The organism is Paracoccus sp. SJTW-4 (assembly GCF_047716885.1).
GTDB classification, from domain to species: Bacteria; Pseudomonadota; Alphaproteobacteria; order Rhodobacterales; family Rhodobacteraceae; genus Paracoccus; species Paracoccus solventivorans.
Map to the genome: position 1 here is coordinate 654,954 of NZ_CP136681.1, position 20,226 is coordinate 675,179.

The 20,226-nt window shown below is 72.6% G+C and carries 16 protein-coding genes; 14 read left to right on the forward strand and 2 right to left on the reverse strand.

All coding sequences use genetic code 11. From position 1 onward, the window contains the following. The first annotated feature begins 38 nt into the window (after positions 1 to 38). Positions 39 to 761, forward strand: a complete 723-nt coding sequence (locus tag RSP45_RS03330) for a response regulator (protein WP_415393200.1) — start codon at positions 39 to 41, stop codon at positions 759 to 761. Here RSP45_RS03330 and RSP45_RS03335 read toward each other — a convergent pair. Beyond that, the gene (locus tag RSP45_RS03335; RefSeq protein ID WP_415393201.1) at positions 713 to 3,511 is read right to left on the reverse strand and encodes an ATP-binding protein; all 2,799 of its coding nucleotides are present in this window, start codon (positions 3,509 to 3,511) and stop codon (positions 713 to 715) included. The genes RSP45_RS03330 and RSP45_RS03335 overlap by 49 nt on opposite strands. On the opposite strand from RSP45_RS03335, the gene torT reads away from it, so the two are divergent. From torT to RSP45_RS03395, 12 genes are all read left to right on the forward strand, one after another. After that, positions 3,510 to 4,472 carry a TMAO reductase system periplasmic protein TorT gene (gene torT, locus RSP45_RS03340; protein WP_415393202.1) on the forward strand — a complete coding sequence of 321 codons (963 nt, stop codon included), beginning with the start codon at positions 3,510 to 3,512 and terminating at the stop codon, positions 4,470 to 4,472. The genes RSP45_RS03335 and torT overlap by 2 nt on opposite strands. A gap of 442 nt (positions 4,473 to 4,914) precedes the next feature. Further along, the gene (locus RSP45_RS03345) at positions 4,915 to 6,108 is read left to right on the forward strand and encodes a sugar transferase (RefSeq protein ID WP_415393203.1); all 1,194 of its coding nucleotides are present in this window, start codon (positions 4,915 to 4,917) and stop codon (positions 6,106 to 6,108) included. 127 nt (positions 6,109 to 6,235) lie between these two features. Next, a complete protein-coding gene (locus RSP45_RS03350) occupies positions 6,236 to 7,729 on the forward strand; it encodes a lipid II flippase MurJ (protein ID WP_415393204.1) in 1,494 nt (497 codons plus the stop codon). 133 nt (positions 7,730 to 7,862) lie between these two features. Beyond that, positions 7,863 to 9,119, forward strand: coding sequence for a polysaccharide biosynthesis/export family protein (locus RSP45_RS03355; protein ID WP_415393205.1), 1,257 nt, complete (start codon positions 7,863 to 7,865; stop codon positions 9,117 to 9,119). Then, the gene (locus RSP45_RS03360; protein WP_415393206.1) at positions 9,116 to 10,504 is read left to right on the forward strand and encodes a hypothetical protein; all 1,389 of its coding nucleotides are present in this window, start codon (positions 9,116 to 9,118) and stop codon (positions 10,502 to 10,504) included. The genes RSP45_RS03355 and RSP45_RS03360 overlap by 4 nt, the downstream gene beginning before the upstream one ends. Before the next feature lie 10 nt (positions 10,505 to 10,514). Continuing rightward, positions 10,515 to 12,140, forward strand: a complete 1,626-nt coding sequence (locus tag RSP45_RS03365; protein ID WP_415393207.1) for a hypothetical protein — start codon at positions 10,515 to 10,517, stop codon at positions 12,138 to 12,140. Next, positions 12,137 to 12,508 carry a hypothetical protein gene (locus tag RSP45_RS03370; protein ID WP_415393208.1) on the forward strand — a complete coding sequence of 124 codons (372 nt, stop codon included), beginning with the start codon at positions 12,137 to 12,139 and terminating at the stop codon, positions 12,506 to 12,508. The genes RSP45_RS03365 and RSP45_RS03370 overlap by 4 nt, the downstream gene beginning before the upstream one ends. Further along, positions 12,505 to 13,899 (forward strand): O-antigen ligase family protein, encoded by a 1,395-nt coding sequence (locus RSP45_RS03375; protein ID WP_415393209.1) that lies wholly within the window; start codon positions 12,505 to 12,507, stop codon positions 13,897 to 13,899. The genes RSP45_RS03370 and RSP45_RS03375 overlap by 4 nt, the downstream gene beginning before the upstream one ends. Then, positions 13,896 to 15,116 (forward strand): glycosyltransferase, encoded by a 1,221-nt coding sequence (locus RSP45_RS03380; protein WP_415393210.1) that lies wholly within the window; start codon positions 13,896 to 13,898, stop codon positions 15,114 to 15,116. Before RSP45_RS03375 ends, RSP45_RS03380 begins: the two co-directional genes overlap by 4 nt. Beyond that, complete coding sequence (locus tag RSP45_RS03385; RefSeq protein ID WP_415393211.1) at positions 15,113 to 16,252, forward strand: glycosyltransferase family 2 protein; 1,140 nt, start codon at positions 15,113 to 15,115, stop codon at positions 16,250 to 16,252. The genes RSP45_RS03380 and RSP45_RS03385 overlap by 4 nt, the downstream gene beginning before the upstream one ends. Beyond that, complete coding sequence (locus RSP45_RS03390) at positions 16,249 to 17,361, forward strand: glycosyltransferase (RefSeq protein WP_415393212.1); 1,113 nt, start codon at positions 16,249 to 16,251, stop codon at positions 17,359 to 17,361. The genes RSP45_RS03385 and RSP45_RS03390 overlap by 4 nt, the downstream gene beginning before the upstream one ends. Before the next feature lie 19 nt (positions 17,362 to 17,380). Continuing rightward, a complete protein-coding gene (locus RSP45_RS03395) occupies positions 17,381 to 18,430 on the forward strand; it encodes a hypothetical protein (RefSeq protein WP_415393213.1) in 1,050 nt (349 codons plus the stop codon). A 97-nt stretch (positions 18,431 to 18,527) separates the two neighbouring features. Here the strand turns inward: RSP45_RS03395 and RSP45_RS03400 are convergent, their stop codons facing one another. Further along, entirely contained in the window at positions 18,528 to 19,322 is a 795-nt protein-coding gene (locus RSP45_RS03400; RefSeq protein ID WP_415393214.1) for an IclR family transcriptional regulator, read from the reverse strand. Between the two features lie 146 nt (positions 19,323 to 19,468). Between RSP45_RS03400 and RSP45_RS03405 the strand changes: the two genes are divergently transcribed. Continuing rightward, positions 19,469 to 20,215: an SDR family oxidoreductase gene (locus RSP45_RS03405; protein WP_415393215.1), complete on the forward strand. Its 747-nt coding sequence runs from the start codon at positions 19,469 to 19,471 to the stop codon at positions 20,213 to 20,215. Positions 20,216 to 20,226: the final 11 nt, after the last annotated feature.

Here is a 20,226-nt window from a genome sequence, read left to right on the forward strand (position 1 = left end):
CGGTGAAGAGATGTAAAGAAATGTGAAGGCCCTGCCCCATGACCGCGCATATCCTCATCGTCGAAGACGATCGCGTGACCCGGATGCGGCTGGCGGGGTATCTGCGCAGCCTCGGCTATCGCATCACCGAGGTCGAGGATGCCGAGGACATGCAGGCGGTGATCGACACCGACCCGCCCGAGATCCTGCTGCTCGACATCGGGCTCGAGGGCAAGGACGGGCTGACCATCACCCGCGAGCAGCGGGCCCAGTCGCGGGTGGGGATCATCCTGCTAACCTCACGCGACGAACAGGTGGACCGCATCGTCGGGCTGGAGATGGGCGCCGACGACTATGTGACCAAGCCCTTCGACCGGCGCGAGCTGGCGGCGCGGATCAAGAACCTGCTGTTCCGTATCACCGACATCGGGCGCAGCGCCCCCGCACCCGGCGCGGTCGAGAACTTCGGCCCCTGGCATTTCGACCGCATCCGCCGCCGCCTGGTCTCGGCCGCGCGGGTCGAGACGCTCAGCGGGCAGGAGTTCGACCTGCTGGACGTGCTGACCCGCAACCCCGGCGTCACCTTCGGCCGGCCGCGGCTGAGCGAGATCGTCGGCCGCGGCGAGCTGCGCCCGGGCGACCGCACCATCGACGTGCTGATCGGACGCCTGCGCAAGAAGATCGAGACCGACCCGGCCCATCCCGCATTCATCCTGACCCGGATGGGCGAGGGTTACTGCTTCGCCGCGCCCGCGTCGTCCGGCCCGGACCAGCCGGCCTGAATCCGCAGCCCCGCCGCCTCGGCCGCGGCGATCAGGCTGCGGGCGGCCTCGGCCGCGACCGGTTCCAGCGTGTCCAGTGCGGCCGTGTCCCCCGCCTCGATGCGGCGCAGCAGCGCGCAGAGGGCCGAGAGGCGAAAGTTCGATGCCGCCCCCTTCAGCCGATGCGCCAGCTTGCGCCGCGCCTCGGGGTCGGTGGCGGCGCGCAGCCGCGGCACGACGACGGCCAGATCGTCCAGCAGCGCCGTCACGATCTCTGTCGCCTGCGCGGCGCCCAGGCTGGCGACGTCTTCCCTGACGGCGGCGTCCACCTCGGACGCCGCGGGATCCTGAATCGGGGCCACCGGACTCTCCTCTGCAAACAGAAACGCGGCCAGCGCGCGGGGCGAGACCGGCTTGGTCAGCACCTTGTCGACGCCGAACCGGGCCCGCGTCGCGGCGTCGTCCTGCACCAGCTCGGCGGTCAGCACCGCCACCAGCGCGCCGTCGCGCCGGATCCGGGCCACGACTTCCTCGCCTGCCAGATCCGGCAGGCCGAGATCGACGAAGATCGCGTCGAACCGCCCGCGGGCGGCGGCGTCCAGCGCCTCGGCCCCGGTCGCCGCCTCGGTCACCTCGCAGCCCATCCGCTCCAGATACCCGCGCGCCACCAGCCGGTTCACCGGGTGGTCGTCGACCACCAGCACCCGCCGGGACCCGCCCTGCACCGCCAGCGCCGGCGGCGGCGCGATCTGCGCGGCGTCCACCTGCGGCAGGCGCAGCACCAGCGTGAAGCTGCTGCCCTGCCCCGGCGCCGTGGACACGCGCAGCTCGCCGCCCATCGCGTCGGTCAGCTGCCGCACGATCGCCAGCCCCAGCCCGACGCCGCGGATGCCGCTGCGCCGTGCGGTGACGCTGCGGCCGTAGATGTCGAAGGCCTGCCGGGTCTCTTCCGCGGTCATCCCCGGGCCGGTGTCGCGCACCGCAAAGCCGATCTCGTGCCGGCCCGCCCCGGCCGAGCGCGCGGTGACCGCAAGGCCGACCCGCCCCTGCGCGGTGTATTTCACCGCATTCGACAGCAGGTTGGTCACCACCTGCCGGATCTTGGTCGGCTCGCCCATGACGGCGGCCGGCAGCCCGGTCGAAATCTCGACCGTGGTGGCAAGCCCCTTGGCCGCGGCCATGACCCGCAGATATTCGCCCAGGCCCCGCGCCAGGGCGGCGGGGTCGAAGGCCTCGCTGCGGCTGCGCTCGCGCCCCTCCTCGCCCACGGAAAAGGTCAGGATGTCCTCGGTCATGCTTTGCAGGTCGCGGGCCGAGGTCAGGGCCACGTCCAGCCGCGCCCGCCGCGTCGCATCCCTCTCTTCGGACGCCAGCAGGTCCAGGATCCCGATCAGCCCGTTCAGCGGGGTGCGGATCTCGTGGCTCATCCGGGCCAGGAAATGCATCTTGGCGCGGCTCTGTTCCTCGGCGTCCGCCCGCGCGGCGTTGGCGGACTGCATCTCGGCCACCACATCGGCGGTGCGGGCCAGGACCGCCGCCTCCAGCCGGTTGCGCAGCTCGGCGGCCTCTTCGGTCCGGCAGCGCAGGATGTTCAGCGCCTCTTCCAGCTTGCCGATCTCGTCCTGGCCGCTGATCTGCATCGGCTGGCCGATATCGCCGCCGGCGACCGCCACCATGCGCTCGGCCACCTCTTCCAGCCGCAGCACCACCTTGCGGCGGGTGCGGGCCCACAGCAGATAGGCGGCCAGCAGCGCCAGCACGATGACGGCGGCCAGCGCCGCGGACAGCAGCGCCGCCTGTCCCCCGGCCGAGGCGACCCCCTGCTTCATCCGCGCGCGGGTCTCGTCGCGGCCCAGCCGCGCCTCGGCGATCAGCAGGTCCAGCTCACGGTCGAGCTGCGCGGCCAGCCGGCCCAGATCCCGCTGCGCCGAAAGCGCCGCCATGCGCCGCGCGACCAGCCCCTCGGGCCCCAGCCCGGCGGACAGGCGCTGCAACTGCAGCCCAGCCTCGCGGCGCGAGGTCTCGGACAGCATGAACTGCGAACGGTCCCGCGCCAGGTTCAGGGCGGTCTCGAACTCGGCCTCCAGCCCGGACAGCCCGGCCGGTTCCCGGATGTTGGGGATGCGGGCGACCAGACGCTCCAGCGCCGCATTGGCCTCGGCCATCTCGGCCAGCCGCTCATAGGCAAAGAAGTTCACGTCGGCCAGCCGGTCCAGGCCGGGCCTGGACGCGGCCCCGCGGGGCTGTGCGTAAAGCTCCCAGATGCCGGCGGTGACCCGCAGCCGCGCCAGATCGGTTTCAGTTGAAATGATCATCGCCAGCCGCGACCCCGCCTCGACCAGCAGCGCCCGCTCTGCCTGCAACGCCGCCTCGACCCCGACCAGCAGGTCGACGCTCTGCCGCATCCGCCCCACCAGCCGCCTGACCGCATCGGCCGAGCCCGGATCGGTCCGGCCGCCCAGGAACAGCCGCATCGCGTCCAGATCGGCGGCGATGCTGTCGACCCGCCCGTCCAGCGCCTGCGTGGTTTCGGCGACCTGGGTGACGGTGCGCGCCTCGGCCAGCCGCCCGGCCAGCGAGGCCGCGAAATCCGCGTCCTGTGCAACCCGCTCGGTCCGCTCTATGATCGCGATGCTTTCGGACAGCACCCGTTTCTGCGTCTGGGCGAGGAAGCGGTTGACGCCGAACGAGGCCAGGCCGACAACCACCATCAGCCCGGAGAGGACCATGAAGACGGATTGCAGCTGCTTGTCGAACCGTCGAGAGCGCATGAAGGCTGCTTATCGCCGGATCGCCGGCGCGGCAATCGTCGCCCTGTGCGGGATCGCGGGCGCCCCGGCGCAGGCCGACCAGCAGCTTCTTTGCGTGCTGGTGCCGCATTTCAAGGATGAATACTGGCTTAGCGTGGCGCACGGGCTCGAGCAGCGCTCGGCCGAACAGGGGCTGTCCGTGCGCTTCTTCGAGGCCGGGGGCTACGACGCGCTGGCAAACCAGATCGAGCAGATCGGGGCCTGCACGGATCTGGAACCGGGGGCGATCCTGATCGGCGCGGTCTCGTCCGACGCGCCCGAACTGCTGGCCGCGGTGCAGGAGGCGGCCGAGACCCAGCCGGTGATCGGGCTGGTGAACGAGCTGCATTCCGATGCGCTGGCGGCGCGCGTCGGCGTCGACTGGTTCGACATGGGGCTGGTGCTGGGCCGTCATCTTGCCGCCCGCTTCCCCGCCGACGGCGCGGTGCACGAGGCGGTGCTGCTGTCCGGCCCGCCCGCCTCCGGCTGGGTGGCGCCGCTGGAACGGGGGCTGCATCGGGGGATCGAGGGCTCCTCGGTCGACATTGTCGCGACCTATGGCGCGGATACCGGCACCTCGCAGCAGCTGCGGCTGGTGGAGATGGCCTGGACGGCACATCCCGGCATCGAGCTGATGATCGGCAGCGCCCCCGCCATCGAGGCCGCCATGGGCCTGTTCGCGGGCCGCCCGGATCGCCCGGAGCTTGTCGCGACCTATGTCAGCCACAGCGTGGCGCGGGGGCTGGTGGGGCGCCAGATTCTCGCCGCGCCGTTCGACAACCCGATCCAGCAGGGGCGCGCCGCCGTCGATGCGGCCGTGGCGACCATGGAAGGCAACCCACCGCCGGGGCGGGTGGGCACGCAGATCGTCATCTACGCCACGGGCATCAGCCCGGACAGGATCGAGCTTTCCCCAGCCGACTACTTCCCCAGCCTCGACTGACGCGGCGTCCGGCGCCGGGGTCCGGTGACGGAAACGCCGCCGAATCACCCGCTGCAGGGGCGCCGGCGGCAACGATCCTGCGGCGGCGAAATCAACTCTCGACAATATCTCGTTGTTAATTTGGCCGGAATCTTATTTTCGCCGATTGCGGCCCCGATTGCCGCAGTTGCAAACAGCCGAACGGTATTTGCATTCCCTATCGGTGGAATGACAGCGCCGATTTTACCCACGCGCGACCACGCCGCAATTCACTCATCCAGAACGCGAAAACGCCTTGGATTCTCTCTCTTTGGGGGCGTCAAAAGTTGACAGAAGCCGATCGTTAAATTACAAAAAATCTTACGGATCTTCTGGAATATTGCGCGCCGATAGGCGCCTGGTTCGGCTGTGTTCCGGTCAGCCGCCTGTAATTCAGTATTTTTTATCGGTGGGGCTGCGTGGCATGACGAAAATGGCAGGCGCGGAGTCACCGCCGGCGGGACGGCTCTCGGAAACCACCGCCCCGGCCCGCGCGCCGGGCGGCCGGCGCAAGGCGTCCCCGGGCGACAATTCGGCCGGGCTGGGTCCGGTTCTTGCCCCCAGCCGGCGGCGGCTGCGGCGGCAGATCGGGTTCCAGCCGCGGTATCCCCGGCTTTACCGGGCCTATAACATCGCCGCCGCCCTCCTGATCCTGATCGCCGCCTGGCCGACGCTGGTGCTGATCTCGCTGGCGCTGCTGGCCACCCAGGGGCGCGAGGTCTTCTATCGCGGCCCGCGGCTGGGCAAGGATTCCAGGGTCTTCCAGATCTACAAGTTCCGCACCCTGAACACCGCCGCCGCGGCGCAGATGACCCGGGACCGCACCCTGCCGCAGAACAGCGGGCTGGAAACCCCGCTGGGCAAGTTCCTGCGCGACACGCGGCTGGACGAGCTGCCCCAGATCTTCAACGTGCTGCGCGGCGACATGAACCTGTGCGGCCCGCGCCCGGTGCGACCCGAGATCGCCGCCATCGAAAGCGCCCGCATCCCCGGCTATGCGACGCGGTTTGCCGTCAAGCCGGGGCTGGTCGGCCCGTCGCAGGCGCTGATGAGCCACGGCACCTCGAAGCGGATCCGCGCCATGTTCAACAACACCGCCAGCCGCCGCCCGGTGTCGATGGCCTCTGAAATCCGCCTGCTGGCCGCGATCGGCTGGGCGGTGGCGCGCCGCAGCGCGACCGAGCTGTATTCCCGGCTGGCCCGGATGCTGCGGCGGCAGTGGCGACGGGCGCGGGCCTGGGGCCACCGCATGGCCGACCTGATGCTGGGCGTCGAGCCCGAGCGGATGGTCGAGGTGCGGCTGCCCGGCATGCCCGCGCTGCAAAAGGTGCGGGTGCATTCCGGGCTGGTGCTCGAGATCCCGGCGCTGCCCGAGCTGCCGCTGTCGGCTGCCACCAGCGGCTGCTGCCCGGTGACGCTGGTCGTCAAGCTGCCCCGGGGCGGGGTGCGCCGGGCGCGGGTGGTGCTGCGCCCGCAGGGCCGGCCGGGGCATTATTTCTATACGGCGAGTTCGGCCGCATCAGAGCATGTCGTCGAACGCTACCTTCTGGGCCTGACCGTGCTTGGCCCGACCCGGCGACGCGACGGCGACCAGCGGTCGCACGCCGGTCTGGGCTGAACGGCGCGCGCAGGTGCAGGCCCCGGACGCCAGCCTTCCCGCCCCGGCCGGGGCTGCCGCGCCGCCCGCGCGGCCCGCGGGCGCGCAGCCCGCGCGGGGGGCGGGCGGACGGCGGCTTTCCTCGCTCATGGCGGCGGTGTCGCATTTCGGCGGCCAGCTGCTGGGGATCCTGCTGGCGCTGCTGGTCTCGCATCTGATCGCGCGGCGGTTGGGGGTGGGGGCCGAGGCCGACGCCTTCTTCTTTGGCCGCCGCATCGCCACCAGCCTGATCGAGGCGCTCAGCCAGATCATGGCGGTGTTCTACATCCCGCTGGTCGCGGCCCATGCCGCCCGCGCGGGCGGCGGGTTCCTGCGCGCCACGCTGCGCCATGCCGCCATCGCCGCGGCGCTGGGGCTGGGGCTGAGCCTGCTGACCGCCTGGGGCGCGGCGCCGATGGTGCGGCTGCTGGCGCCGGGGTTCGACGGCGGCGCGGCGATGCTGGCCGGACAGGCGCTGACGCTGTTCGGGGCGGCGCTGCCCGCGACCATGGGCTGCATCGTCTTTGCCGCCTGCCTGAACGTGACGGGGCGGTTCGGGATGCCCTCGGCAATCCGGCAGCTGCCGCGGGCGGCGGTGGCGGCGGTGCTGGCGCTGGCGGGGACCGACATCGCGATCCGGGGCGCGGGGGCCTTTGCGGTGGCGTGGTTCGCGGTGGCCGGGCTGATGCTGCTGCAATGCCTGCGCATCGCCCGCGACTGGCAGGCGGAAGCGCCCGCCCCCCCTGCCCCCGCGGCGCCGGTGCGCCCGCTGGCCGCGGGGATTTCCGCGGTGCTGCTGATGGTGGCCGCGCTGGCCAGCACCTGGCTCGAGACCGGCTTTGCCGCGCAGGTCGGCCCCGGCGGGGTCACCCGGCTGGAGCTGACCCAGCGGCTGGGCACGCTGCCCGGCAACACGCTGGTCGCGGCGCTGTCGCTGGTGGTCTTCACCGCCTGGTCGCGGCGGGCGGCGGCGGGGCAGCGGCCCAGTGCCTCGGACTTCTGGCGCAACATCTTCGTCGGGCTGGCGGCGCTGCTGCCGGTCCAGGTCTACGTGGCGCTGCACAGCCAGGCGCTGGTCGGGTTCCTGCTGGGCCACGGCCGCTTCGACGCCGCGGCGGTCGACAGCGTCGCCCACAGCCTGCGCTGGATGACGCTGGCCCCGCTCAGCGCCTTTGTGCTGCGCATGGTGCTGGTGCGGGTGCTGGCGGACCCGGGCTTGCCGGTGGTTCGGCTGGTCGCCATCGGCATCGGCTTCGACACGGGGTTGAAGGCGCTGCTGTTCCAGCTGCTGACCCCGGGCTTCGGCGTGGTGGGGATCGTGACGGCGCAGGCAATCTCTCCGGTGGCGACGCTGCTGCTGATGGCGGTGCTGCTGCGGGGCAGCGGGCTGCTGGGAGGGCCGGTGCACCTGGGGCGCGAGGCCGGGCTGGCCATCGCCGCCGCCGCAAGCATCGCCGGATTTGCGCTTGGCGCGCTGCCGTTTTCCGGGGCCGAACCCTCGGCGCGGGCCGATTTCGCCATGCTGGCAGCATCGGGGCTGCTGGGGGCGGCGCTGTTTCTGGTCACTGCAAAGGTGCTGCGTGTCTCGGTCGCGCTGCATTGATCGGCGGTGGCCCTGCCGCCGCCCGCCCTCGCGCCACCGCCGCGGTGCCCGAACTGCGCCGTTCCCGGATCGGCGGGACTTTGCTAGGCTGGACCGGGCGCACCCCCCGGCCGGCCACAGTCTGGAGAGTATCGTGAGCCATCGCCCCCGCCATGAACCCTGCCCCCCGCCCCCTTGCGCACCCCGACGGCTGCGCGGCGTCCGCTGCCTTGCCACGCTGCTGGTGCTGTGTGTCTGGCCCGCCGCGGCCGAGGACCTGCCCGCGCCCCGCTTCCAGCTGGCGCCGGGCGATGTGGTCGAGGTCTCGGTCTTCGCGAATGAGGCGCTGTCGGGGCAGTATCCGGTGCGCGAGGACGGCTCGCTGGCGCTGCATCTGATCGGCGCGATCCCCGCCGCCGGCCTGACCCCGGCAGAGTTCGAGGCGCTGCTCGGCGAGCGGCTGGCGCCGATCATCCCCGCGCCGGTCTCGGCCACGGTGGCAGTGGCGCGCTGGCGGCCGGTGGCGGTGCTGGGGGCGGTGGCGCAGCCGGGGCTGTACGATTTCAGCAGCGGTCTCGACGTGACCCGGGCGGTGGCGCTGGCCGGGGGCGCGGCGCGGCTGGCGGCGGATGCGCCGGTGACCCTGGCCCTGCGCGTCACCGAAGAGGCCGGGCGCTATCAGGCGCTGAAATCGCGGCTGGCGGCGCTGCTGACCGAGGAAGCCCGCCTGTTGCAGGAACGCGCCGGGGAAACCGCGGTGCCGGCCCCACCCGAGGCCGCGCAGCTGGTCGGGGCCGGGCCCGCCGCCGCCATGGCCGCCGAACAGCAGCGGCTGCTGGCGCTGCGCGCCCGGCTGCACGAGATCCGCACCGCCGGAGAGGAGGAGCGCCGCCAGCTCGCCCTGACCGAGGCACAGTCCTATGCCGACCGCCGCGCCCTGTCGCAGCGCCAGGTCGAGGTGACCGAGCGCGACCTGGACAACCAGCTGCGGCTGCAGGAACAGGGGCTCAGCGTCGCCTCGCGCGTGCTGCAGGTGAACCTCGCGGTCGACCAGTACCGCAGCGCCGAGCTGGAGGCCGCGGCCTTCGAGGCCGCCGCACGGCAGAGCGCCAGCGCCGCCGCCAGCATGGGCCGCGCCCTGGTCAGCCAGCGCGAGGAAGAGATCACCGAGCGGCTGGCGCAGCTCCGGCAGGAGATCGCCGAGACCCGCGCCACCATGGCGGCCAGCCGCGAGATCCTGGCCGAGTTCGGCGGCGGCACCGGGCTGGCGGATGCCGCGGCCCCGCCGCGCTATCTGGTCACCAGGCGCATCGACGGCGCCCCGCAGCTGTTCGACGCGACGCCGCTGTCGCTGCTGCAACCCGGTGACACGCTCGAGGTGGTGCCGCTGGCGCCGGACGCCGCCCCATGACGGGACGGCCGCACCCGTGCCGGCGCCTGTGGGCCACGCTTGCGGCCTGTCTGGCGCTTGCGGCGGGGGCGGCCGCCGCCCCGGCGCAGCCCATCGACCTGTCGCGGCTGTCGGTGCAGCCCAACCCCCGGCTGGGCCTGTCCTTCCCCGGCTCTCAGGTCCGCTATTACCCCTATATGGCCGACGCCGGCATCGGCGTCGCCCGCATCGCCGTCACCTGGGGGCTGATCGAGCCCCAGCGCGGCCGCTACAACTGGCGCGGGCTGGACGAGCGGGTGGGCAGCTTGCTGCGGCTGGGGATCCAGCCGTTCCTGACCTTTGAATCGCAGTCGGACTGGGGCACCCGCCCGGACACGCGCGCAGTCAAGAACGGCGCCCCCGTCGAGCTCGAGGACTGGCGCCGCTTCGTCGCCCGCGTGGTCGAACGCTACGACGGCGACGGCCGCGACGACATGCCGGGGCTGGCCGGACGGGTGCGCTATTACCAGGCCGCGAACGAATGGGAGAGCCCCGAGAACCCCTCGGGCGGGTGGATCGGCTCGGGCGCGGAGCTGATCGCGCTGATCGACGCCACCCATGACGCGATCAAGGCCGCCGACGCGGACGCGGTGCATGTGCTGGGCGGCATCGCCGCGTTCAACATGGACGTGCTGCTGGTCGCGCTCGACCGCGCCGACTTCCGGGTCCAGCAACGCTGGAGCGCGGGCTCGGCCACGGTGTTCGACCGCGCCCGCATCAAAAGCCCCGAGATCGCCGCCCTGATTAACGAACGCGTGCTGCCGGTGCTGCGGGACGCGCGCTACGACATGGCGGATGCGCATCTTTACGGCCCCGAGGCGCGCGACCCCGCGCGGCTGGCGCTGCTGGCGGAACTCAGCGGGCGGCCGGTGCTGTCGGCGGAATGTGGCGGGCCCTCGCGAGACTACGGCGGCGAATACACGCCGCAGGGGCATTTCATCGCCGCGGTGCACCGCAACCTGGGCGTGCTGGCCGCGGGCGGGGCGTTCTGCCTGTGGTTCCGGCTGGGCGAGGACGACCGCACCACCTGGGGCAACCGCTTCACCGCGCTTTACACCAACGACGCCCGCCCCAAACCCGGGGTCTGGGCGTTCCGCATGCTGGCGCGGCTGCTGCGCCCGGGGGTGGAGCCCTACCCGCTGGGCGGCGACGGGTTCGAGCTGCGCGGCAGCGGCGCGCCCTTGCGGCTGGGCTGGGACGCGGGCGCGGACGCCGTGTTGGGCTGGGCCGCGCAGCAGGGCGTCCCCGCCTGGTGTCTGACCGACGCCCCCGCCGGGCTGCTGTCGCCAGCGCCAAGCGGCTGCCCGGCCGGCGGCTTCGTCATTGCCGGGCGCGATGTCGCCCAACTGCTTTCCCCCGATCCATGATGGTGGCCGGATGCTGAGACATTTCCTTGAGCTGCTGCGGGCCAGCCATCGCATGATTCTTGCCAGCGCGGCGGCGGCGGGGCTGGTGGCGCTGGTTCTCAGCGTGCTTCTGCTGAACGCGCGCCCGCTTTACGAGGCCAGCGTCACCGTCTCGATGGAGCCCTCCGAGGAAGAGCTGCGCTTCAACCGCAGCTTCATGGGGGTCAGCCAGTTCAACCCCGCCACCATCATCGCCCAGTCCCATATCGAGCGGCTGCTGAGCCGGCCGGTCGCGGAACGCGCGCTGGAGCTGCTGACCGCCGAGCTGGGGCAGATCCCGGCCAAGCCGCCCTCACTGCTGTCGGCGCTCAGCACCCGGGTCTGGCAGGTCTGGAACACGCTGAACTACGGCTATTCCGTGCAGCTCGACGACCAGCAGCAGATGCTGGCCGACCTGCAGAACGCGATCTCGGTCGAGATCGTCGAGGGTTCGTATATCCTCAACATCGCCGTCAGCTACGACGATGCCGCCATCGCCGCGCAAGCAGCGAACGCGCTGGCCCGGGCCTATGTCGAAGAGGCGCGGGACGGGTTCCGCCGCGACGCGGCCGAGATCGCCGCCACCATCGCCACCGCCGAGGAGGAGGCGCAGCGCCGCCTGTCCGAACGCCGTCAGCAGCGGCAGGCGCTGGCAACCGAGCTGGGCGTCGCCGACCCGGTGGCCGAGCGCGCGATCCTGCTGCAGGCGCGCGAGGATGCCCGCGCCGCCCTGCGCACCGCCGAGGCCGAGCTGTCCGGCGAGGAACGCCGGCTGGCAACGCTGCGGCAGTCGCTGGCCACCCAGGCCGATGGTGAGATCGCGCGCGGCATCCGCGAATCGCTGGCCACCGGCCAGGCCGGGCTGGACCGGCTGACCGAGCTGCGCGCGCAGCGCCAGCAGGGGCTGGCCGAGATTGCACGCTCTCTGGCCGGGCTGGACGAGGCGCAGACCCGGCTGAGCGCGCTCGACGAACAGATCGCCGGGGTGGAAACCGACCTGGCGCAGCTGCAGGCGCTGCGGGTGGCCTCGGAACTGTCGTCGCGGGCGCGGCTGTCGCAGGTGATGATCATCAACCCCGCCACGGTGCCGCTGTATCCGCGCTTTCCCAAGGTCGCGGTCAACACGGTGGTTGCGGTGCTGGTGGGGGCGATCCTGGCGCTGGTGCCGGTGCTGGCGCGCGACGCGCTCGGCTCGCAATTGCGCACGGCGCTGGATGTCGAGCAGCTGGGCGCGCGCGCCCTGCCCTCGCTGTCGCGGCGCCGGATCGTGCGCGGCCGCCGGCTGGGGCCGGGCGAGATCGACCGGCTGGTGCGCCGCATCGCCGCCGACCGCGGCGGCTGGCACGACCGGGTGCTGCTGGTCACCGGCTTTCTGCCGCAGGACGACATCCACCGGCTGGCGCGGGTGCTGGACGGCGCCGCGGGAAGCGACGGCACGCCGATCCAGGCGGTGCCGCTGCTGCCCCTGACCGCGATCGAGGACTGGACGGCGTTGCCCGACCAGCCACTGCTGGTAGCGCTGCGCTCGGGTGAGCTGGCGCGCAGCGAACTGGCCGCGATGCAGGAAACCGCGGCCCGGGGGCAGCGCCCCGAGCCCTATTATCTGGTGGTCCTGTGACCGCCCCCTCGCCGACCGTCCGCGACCGGCGACGGGCGCAGCATGGCGCGCTACTGGGCCGCGAGGTGCGCTTCCTGTGCTGGCCCTTTGACCGCTGGACCCCGGCCGCGCGCCACCCCGCCGAGAGCGCGGGATTCCAGCGCTTCACCGGCGGCCGCGGAAAGAGCCGCCCGGGCGAGGACCCGGACATGCTCAGCCGGGTGCATGTCCACGACCGCGCCTTCGGCGGCGGGCCGCTGTGGCTCGAGACGCCGGGATTCCGCGCCCGGCTGGGGGCGATGAGCGGGAACCTCTACCGGGCGCCGGGGATGATGGCGGCCGCGCTGCCGCCGCGGTGCCGCTCTGCCGCGCCGGGGGGGCATGAATGACCGGGGCGCGGCATCTGGGGCAGGCGCTGGCCGTCGCGGGGACGGCGGCTGCGGCGGGGCTGGCGACGCTGGCGGCGGGGCTGGCGGCCTCTCCGATATTGGCGCTGGGGGTGCCGCTGGCGCTGGTCGGGGCGGTGGTGCTGCTGGCGCAGCCGTTCCTGGGCATCGCGGCGCTGGTGTTCCTGGGCCATCTCGACAGCATCGAAAAGCTGCTGTTCGGGTTCCTGCCGCTGTCGGGGTTCAAGGCGCTGACCGCGGCGACGCTGGCGGCGGCGCTGCTGACCGCGGCGCGGCGGCGCGACTGGATCGCCGGCGCGCTGCGCGACCCGGTGGTCACCTGCGCGCTGCTGTTCGGGCTGCTGGGCACGGTGTCCTTTCTGCTGGCGGACGAACGCGCCGTGGCGCTGTCCGAGATGCGCAAGCTGGCCAGCCTGATCACCCTGCTGCTGCTGGTGGTGGCGCTGGTCGACACCCCGCGGCGGCTGGCGGCGATGATGTGGATCCTGATCGCCAGCTCGCTGGTCTCGGCGCTGATCCTGATCGCTGACATCCTGCTGGGCACGCATCTGCTGGCCACCTCCGAGGCCGCAACCACCGCGCAATCCTCCGAGGGCTTCGTGCGCTCCTCCGGCGCCTCGGACCAGAACCCGACCACCGCGGCCTCGATGCTGCTGGTGGGGGTGGTGATGGCGCTGGTGCACGCGGTGGAAACCCCGCGGCTGCGGCTGGCGATGCTGGCGGCGGCGGCGCTGGGAACGGCGGCGCTGGTGATGTCCTTTGCCCGCTCGGCCGCCATTGCCTATGCGGTGGCGGCGCTATGGCTGGGCTGGCGGCACCGCGATGCGCGCATGGCGCCGCTGGCGGGGTTCGGCATCCTGCTCGCGGGCCTCGCCGCCCTGCCCTTTGTCCCGGCCGAATACTGGAAACGGCTGGGCACGATCTTCGGGGCGGGCGGCGACTGGACGCTGGGGCGGCGGCTCAGCTACAACCTGATCGGGGTGCGGCTGTTCGCCGAAAGCCCGCTGTTCGGCATCGGCCCGGGCAATTTCGCCGAGCGCTTCGCCGACCCCGAGTTCCGCTATTTCCCCGGCCGCACCCTGCTGGGGCGCGAGCTGCACAACATGTATCTGTCGGTGCTGGCCCAGTACGGGCTGGCCGGGGCGGCGGCGTTCTGCGGGATGCTGGGGGCGGCGCTGGCGGCGCTGCGCCGGGTCCGGCGCGCGCCCGCCAACCCCGCGATGCGGATCTGGGCGGGGGCGCTGGGGCTGGGGTTCGTCGCCTATCTGATCGCCAGCCTGTTCCTGCCCAACGAATACACCAAATACACTTGGGTGCTCAGCGGGCTTGCCGCCGCGCTGGCGCGGGTGAACCGGCAGGAGCTTGCGCGATGAGGATCCTTGTCGTCGTCAGCGAGTTCCCCAAGCTGACCGAGACCTTCGTCTATCGCAACATCGCGGAATACCGCCGCGCCGGGCATCAGGTGACGCTGTTCTACGCCAAGGCGTTCTTTGCGGGCGAGCTGGTCCACGACTTCGCCCGCGACACCGCCCGCAGCGCCTTTACCTTCGGCTTCGCCGCCCCGCGCAGCCTGGGCGCGCTGGCGGCCGAGACGCTGCGCCGCCCGGGCGCGCAGGCGCGGCTGTGGGCGCAGATCGCCCGCGCCCACCGCGCCGAACCCCGCCGCGGCCTGCGCAGCTTTGCGGTGCTGCCCAAGGCGGTGGCGCTGGGGCACTGGTGCCGCGCGCAAGGGATCGACCATATCCACGCCGAGTTCGCCGGTTTCCCCGCCACCGTGGCGATGATCGCCGCGAGGGTCTCGGGCATCCCGTTCAGCTTTTCCGCCCATGCCAACGACATCTTCGTTTCACAGGCGATGCTGGCCCATAAGGCCGCCGAGGCACGTTTCGTGCGCACCATCAGCCGCCACAACATCGACTGGCTGCGCCGCAACGTGCCCGGTTTCCCGATGGAGCGGCTGCGGCTGATCCCCTGCGGCGTGCCGCGCGAACTGCTCGATGCGCCCGGCCCGCCGCCGGTCGGCGACGAGCCGCTGAACGTGCTCTATGTCGGCTCGCTGATCGAGAAAAAGGGCGTGGCGCATCTGATCGCGGCGCTGGCCCGGCTGGCCCCCGGGGTGCCGCTGCGCGCCCGGATCATCGGCCGGGGCGAGCTGGAGCCGGCACTGCGGCAGGCGGCGGCCGCGGCCGGTCTGGGCGAAACCGTCAGCTTCGACGGGCCGCAGGACGCCGAGGGCGTGCGCGCCGCCTATCGCTGGGCGCATGTGGTGGTGGTGCCCTCGGTCGTCGGCCGCGGCGGGCGCGCCGAGGGCATCCCCGTGGTGGCGATGGAGGCGCTGGCCCATGCCCGCCCCGTGGTCGCCTCGCGCCTGTCGGGCATCCCCGAGCTGGTCGAGCATGGGGTGACCGGCTGGCTGACCGAGCCCGGCGACGCTGCCGCCATCGCCGGGGCGCTGGCCGCGATCCGCGCCGACTGGCCGCGCGCCGCCGCCATCGCGCAGGCCGGGCGCGAGCGGGTGCGCGCCCGCTATCTGATCGAGGACAACGCCGCGGCCCTGCTGCGCGCGATGCAAGAGGATGGGGCGGCATGACCTGGGTTTTCTGGCTGTCGGCGGCGGCGCTGGCCTACAGCATCGCGGGCTATGGGCTGCTGGTGATGGCGCTGGCACGGCTGGCGCCGCCGCGGCCGCCGGTGCCGCCCGCGCAGCCGCTGCGCTTCAGCTTCCTGATCGCCGCCCACAACGAGGCCGCCCATATCGAGGCCAAGATCCGCGACACGCTGGCGCAGGATGCCGGCCCGCACACGGTCGAGGTGATCGTGGTCTCGGACGGCTCGACCGACGGCACCGCCGCGCTGGCCCGCCGCGTCGCCGACCCGCGCGTGCAGGTGTTCGAGCTGCCGGGCCATCAGGGCAAGGCCGCCGCGATCAACCTGGGACTGCAACATTGCCGGGGCGAGGTGGTGGTGTTTTCGGACGCCAACAGCCTGCTGCGGCCCGGCTCGCTTCTGGCGATGGCGCAGCATTTCGGCGACCCGCAGGTCGGCGGCGTCTGCGGCCGGATCACCGTTCCGGCGAAGCGTTCCGGGGCGAACGGGCAGGCCGAGGGGCTGTACTGGCGCTATGACCAGGCGATCAAGGCGGCGGAATCGCGGCTGGGGGGCACGGTGTCGGCGCAGGGCTCGATCTATGCGCTAAGGCGCGGGCTGACGCGGCCGCTGATCCCGGGCTGTGCCGATGATTTCCTGATGTCGGTCAACGCGGTGGCGGCCGGGCACCGGCTGGTGTTCGAGCCGCGCGCCACCACCGCCGAGCCGGTCAGCGAAAAGCTGGGCCGCGAGATGGGGCGCCGCACCCGCTCGACCGAGCGCGGCTGGCGGGCGCTGATGGTCCACCGGGCGCTGATGAACCCGCTGCGCACCGGCTGGTACGGCTGGCAGCTGTTCTCGCACAAGCTGGTGCGGCGGCTGAACCCGCTGTTCCTGATCGCGCTCTTGCTGTCCAACCTGGCGCTGGTCGGGCATGGCTGGTTCTACGCGCTGACCGCGGCGGCGCAGCTGCTGTTCTACGGACTGGGGCTGGCCGCCATCGCCGTTCCGGCGGTGCGGCGCTTCAAGCCGGCCGGGCTGGCGGCGTTCTTCATCTTTACCCATGCGGCGATGCTGCGCGGCATCCTGCGCTATTACCGCGGCCATAAAAGCGTGACCTGGCGGCCGGTGCGGGAATGAACGCCCCGGCGCGCATCGGCTTTGTCATGCCGCATCTGCGCCACGGCGGCGCCGAGCGGGTGGTGCTGGAACTGCTGCGCCATCTGGACCGGGCGCAGTTCCAGCCGCTGCTGATCCTGCAGCGCCGCGACGGCGATTACCTGGCGCTGCTGCCGCCGGACGTGCCGGTGATCGCGCTGCGCCACCCCCGCCCGCCCGGCTGCGTGATCGCGCTGGCCCGGACGCTGCGGCGCGAACGGATCGCGCTGATCCACAGCGCCACCAACGCCACCAATCTTTACGCCGCAACCGCCGCCCGGCTGGCGGGCGGGCGCAGCCGGGTGGTGATCGCCGAGCACACCCCGCTCGACTTCAGCCTCAGCCGCGCCAAATGGCTGGCGCTGCGGCGCGGGGCGATGCGGCTGGCCTATCCGCTGGCCGATCTGATGGTGGCGCCGCTGCCCGAGATCGGGGCCGAGGCTGCGCGCTTCCTCGGCCCCGCGGCGCCGCCCTTTCGCTGCCTGCCGAACCCGGTGGTCGCAGCGCTGGCGCCGCCGCGCGACCAGCCGGCGCTGGCCTTGCGGATCGCCAGCGTCGGGCGGCTGGCGGCGGTCAAGCGCTTCGACCTGCTGATCGTTGCATTCGCCACGTTCCGCGCCCGCCACCCGGCCGCCACGCTGACCCTGTTCGGCGACGGCCCGGAACGCCCGGCGCTGGAACGTCTGGCCGCCGGGCTGGGGCTGGGAACTTCGGTCGCCTTTGCGGGCTATGTCGAGGATGTGCCGGCGCGGCTGGCGGGGTGCGACCTGTTCGTCTGCACCTCGGAACGCGAGGGCTTCGGCAATGCGATGGTCGAGGCGATGGCGGCCGGGGTGCCGGTGCTCAGCACCGACTGCCCGTTCGGGCCGCGGCTGCTGTTGCGCGGCGGGCAGGCGGGGCGGCTGGTGGCGGCCGACGACGCCGCATCGCTGGTGGCGGCGATGCTGCAGCTGGCCGAAGACCGTGCGTCCCGGCGCGCCCATGCGGCGGCGGGGCGCCAGGTCGCCGCGGGGTTCGGGGTGGCGCAGGCGGTCGCCGCCTATGAGCAGGCGTTCGCCGCGGTTCTGGCCAGCCGGCCGGAAGCGGCCTAGAGGGGGGGAAGGGACGGGAATGGCAGTCAGGATCGAACCCCGCGGCCCCGAGATCCGCCAGCAGTTCCTGGCCCGGATGGCCGAGACCTTCGACGCGGCCGCGGTGGCGCGCAAGGACCGCTGCTGGGACTGGCTGTTCCACCCGCCGCTGGGCCCCGACGCCCCCCGGGTGCAGGTGCTGTCGGCCTGGCATGGCGACCAGCTGGCCGGCGGCGCCATCCACGGCGTCACCGCCTATTGGATCGACGGGCGGCGGCGCTATTTCCGCACCCCCTACGGCACCAACATCGACCCGAAGATCCGCGGCCTCGGGATCAGCCTGATCCGGGCGTTCTACGCGGATTCGGGCATCGGGCTTCCCATCGGCGACCAGCTGGCGCGGGTGAACGAGAAATTCGGCGCCCGCAACGCCGCCCGCGTGCAGATGTTCGCGCCGCTGCGGGCGGGCAGCGCGGTGGCGCGGCGCCGCCCCGCCGCCGCGCCGCTGGCGGCCTTCGGCAACGCGCTGTGGTCGGCCTGGCGCGGCATCGCGGCCCGGCACGGCCCCCGGCTGGCGCGCGGCGAAAGCATCGCCGACGCCGATGCCTTCGGCGCCGAGCATGACGCGTTCTGGCGCCAGGCCGCGGCGAACCACCGTTTCATCCAGATCCGCGACGCCGCCTTCATGCGCTGGCGGTTCCGCGAGATGCCGTTGCAGCGATACGACGTGCTGCAGCTGCGCCGGGACGGCGAGCTGCGGGGCTATGTCGCCGTCGGCCATGCCATCGACCCGGCCCGCGGCACCGGGCAGGTGACCGACATCCTGACCGTCGACGACGACCCGCGCGAGCTGGCGCTGCTGCTGCGCGCGGCGCTGCGCCGGCTGCACGCGCTGGGGGCCGAGGTCGCGGCCTTTGGCTGCGTCGCCACCCCGGCGCTGACCGAGGCCGCGCGGCTGGCCGGGTTTTCCCGCAGCAAGCCCACCCGGCCCGCGCAGGTGTTTTTCAGCGACCCGACCGAGATGCAGCGCATCGACGGGATCCTGCCGCATCTCTACCTGACCCGCGCCGACCAGGACGAGGATTACTGAGCGCCTGCCACCCCAGCCATGGTGGCGGAAGGCGCCGGGGCCGTCATCGGAATCCAAGGCCCGGCCGCGACTGTCCCGTGGCAGCTGCCCGCCCGGCTCAGAGGCTCGCCGCCAGCGTCTGGAGCCGGGCCAGCGCCCGGTCCCGGCTGTCCTCGCCCCCCTCGCCGGGGTGGTCGATATGGGCGCAGGTCAGCACCGCCACCGCCTCGTCCCCCGGGCCGCGCACCGGCACGCTGATGTCGGTGACGCCGACGAACTGCGCCGAGGGCGCCACCCGCGCCCCCTGTTCGCGCACCTCGGCCAGATGCCCGGCGATGGGCGCCAGCCGGGCGCCGGCATCGGCGATGCCCCACAGGCGCAGGGTCTCGGCCAGGCGGTCGGGGTGCTGGAAGGCCAGCAGCGCCAGCCCCGAGCCGGTGGCGAACAGGTTCAGCAGCCCGCCGACCCGGCCCCTGAACTCCCAATGCCCCTGCGGGCTGGCTTGGGCGATGATGATGCCATGGCCGTGTTCGGGGACGACCAGGTGGCAGGACTGCCGCACCTCGATCGCGAACTCGTCCATCATCGGCTGCGCCTGCGCCACCAGCCGGCGCAGCGGCGGATGGCGGGTGCCCAGGTTGAACAGCTTCATGCTCAGCGCATAGCGGTCGCCGCCCTCGACGCGCGAGACATAGCCGCGCACCACCAGCCGTTCCAGCATCCGGTAGATCTGCGAGGGGCTGACCCCCATCAGCTTGACGATCTCCGCCCGCGTCAGGCCGCGCGGCTGCTCGGCCAGGACTTCGAGAATGTCGAGCCCCTTGTCCAGCGCCGGCGCGCGATAGCGGTCGGCGGCATCGGCAGGGGCGGATCGGTCCTCGGCGGCCGGCCCGGCATCGAAATGGCTGGTCAAGAACATTCCCCCGGCTGACAGGCGGTTAGCCGACGCTCTCTTACGGCATCGCGCAGGCGACTGCAGCGCAAAAAATACCTTGCGTCAACTGTTCACCTATGAATAATCTGTTCATATCCGAACAAGCAGATGACGGGAGGGGTCACATGCGTCTGGAAGGAAAATCCATCCTCGTGACGGCGGCAGGCCAGGGAATCGGCCGCGCCAGCGCCTTGGCGCTTGCGGCCGAGGGCGCGCGGGTGATCGCCACCGACGTCGATGCGGCGCTGCTGCGCGGGCTGGACGGCACCGCGGGGGTCGAGACCGCCGCGCTGGACGTGACCGACGCCGCCGCCATCCGCGACATCGCCGCCCGCGTCGTCGCGCTGGACGGGCTGTTCAACTGCGCCGGCATGGTCGCCAACGGCAATCTGCTGCAGATGAGCGACGAGGACTGGGACCGCAGCGTCGCGCTGAACGTGACCTCGATGGTGCGGCTGACCCGGGCGCTGCTGCCGGGGATGCTGGAGCGCGCGCAGGCGACCGGCACCGCCTCGATCCTGAACATGGCCTCGATGGCCTCGTCGGTGAAGGGCTTCGTCAACCGCACCGCCTATGGCGCGACCAAGGCGGCGGTGATCGGGCTGACCAAGGCCATCGCCGCCGATTTCGTGGCCCAGGGCATCCGCTGCAACGCGCTGTGCCCGGGCACGGTCGACACCCCCAGCCTGCGCGGGCGCATCGCGGCCTCGGCCGACCCGGTGCAGGCGGAAAAGGACTTCATCGCCCGCCAGCCCATGGGGCGGCTGGCCACGGTCGACGATATCACCCCGATGGTGGTCTATCTGCTGTCGGACGAAAGCCGTTTCGTTTCCGGGCAGGCGCTGCTGGTCGACGGCGGCGTGACGATCTGAGCCGCCGCCCT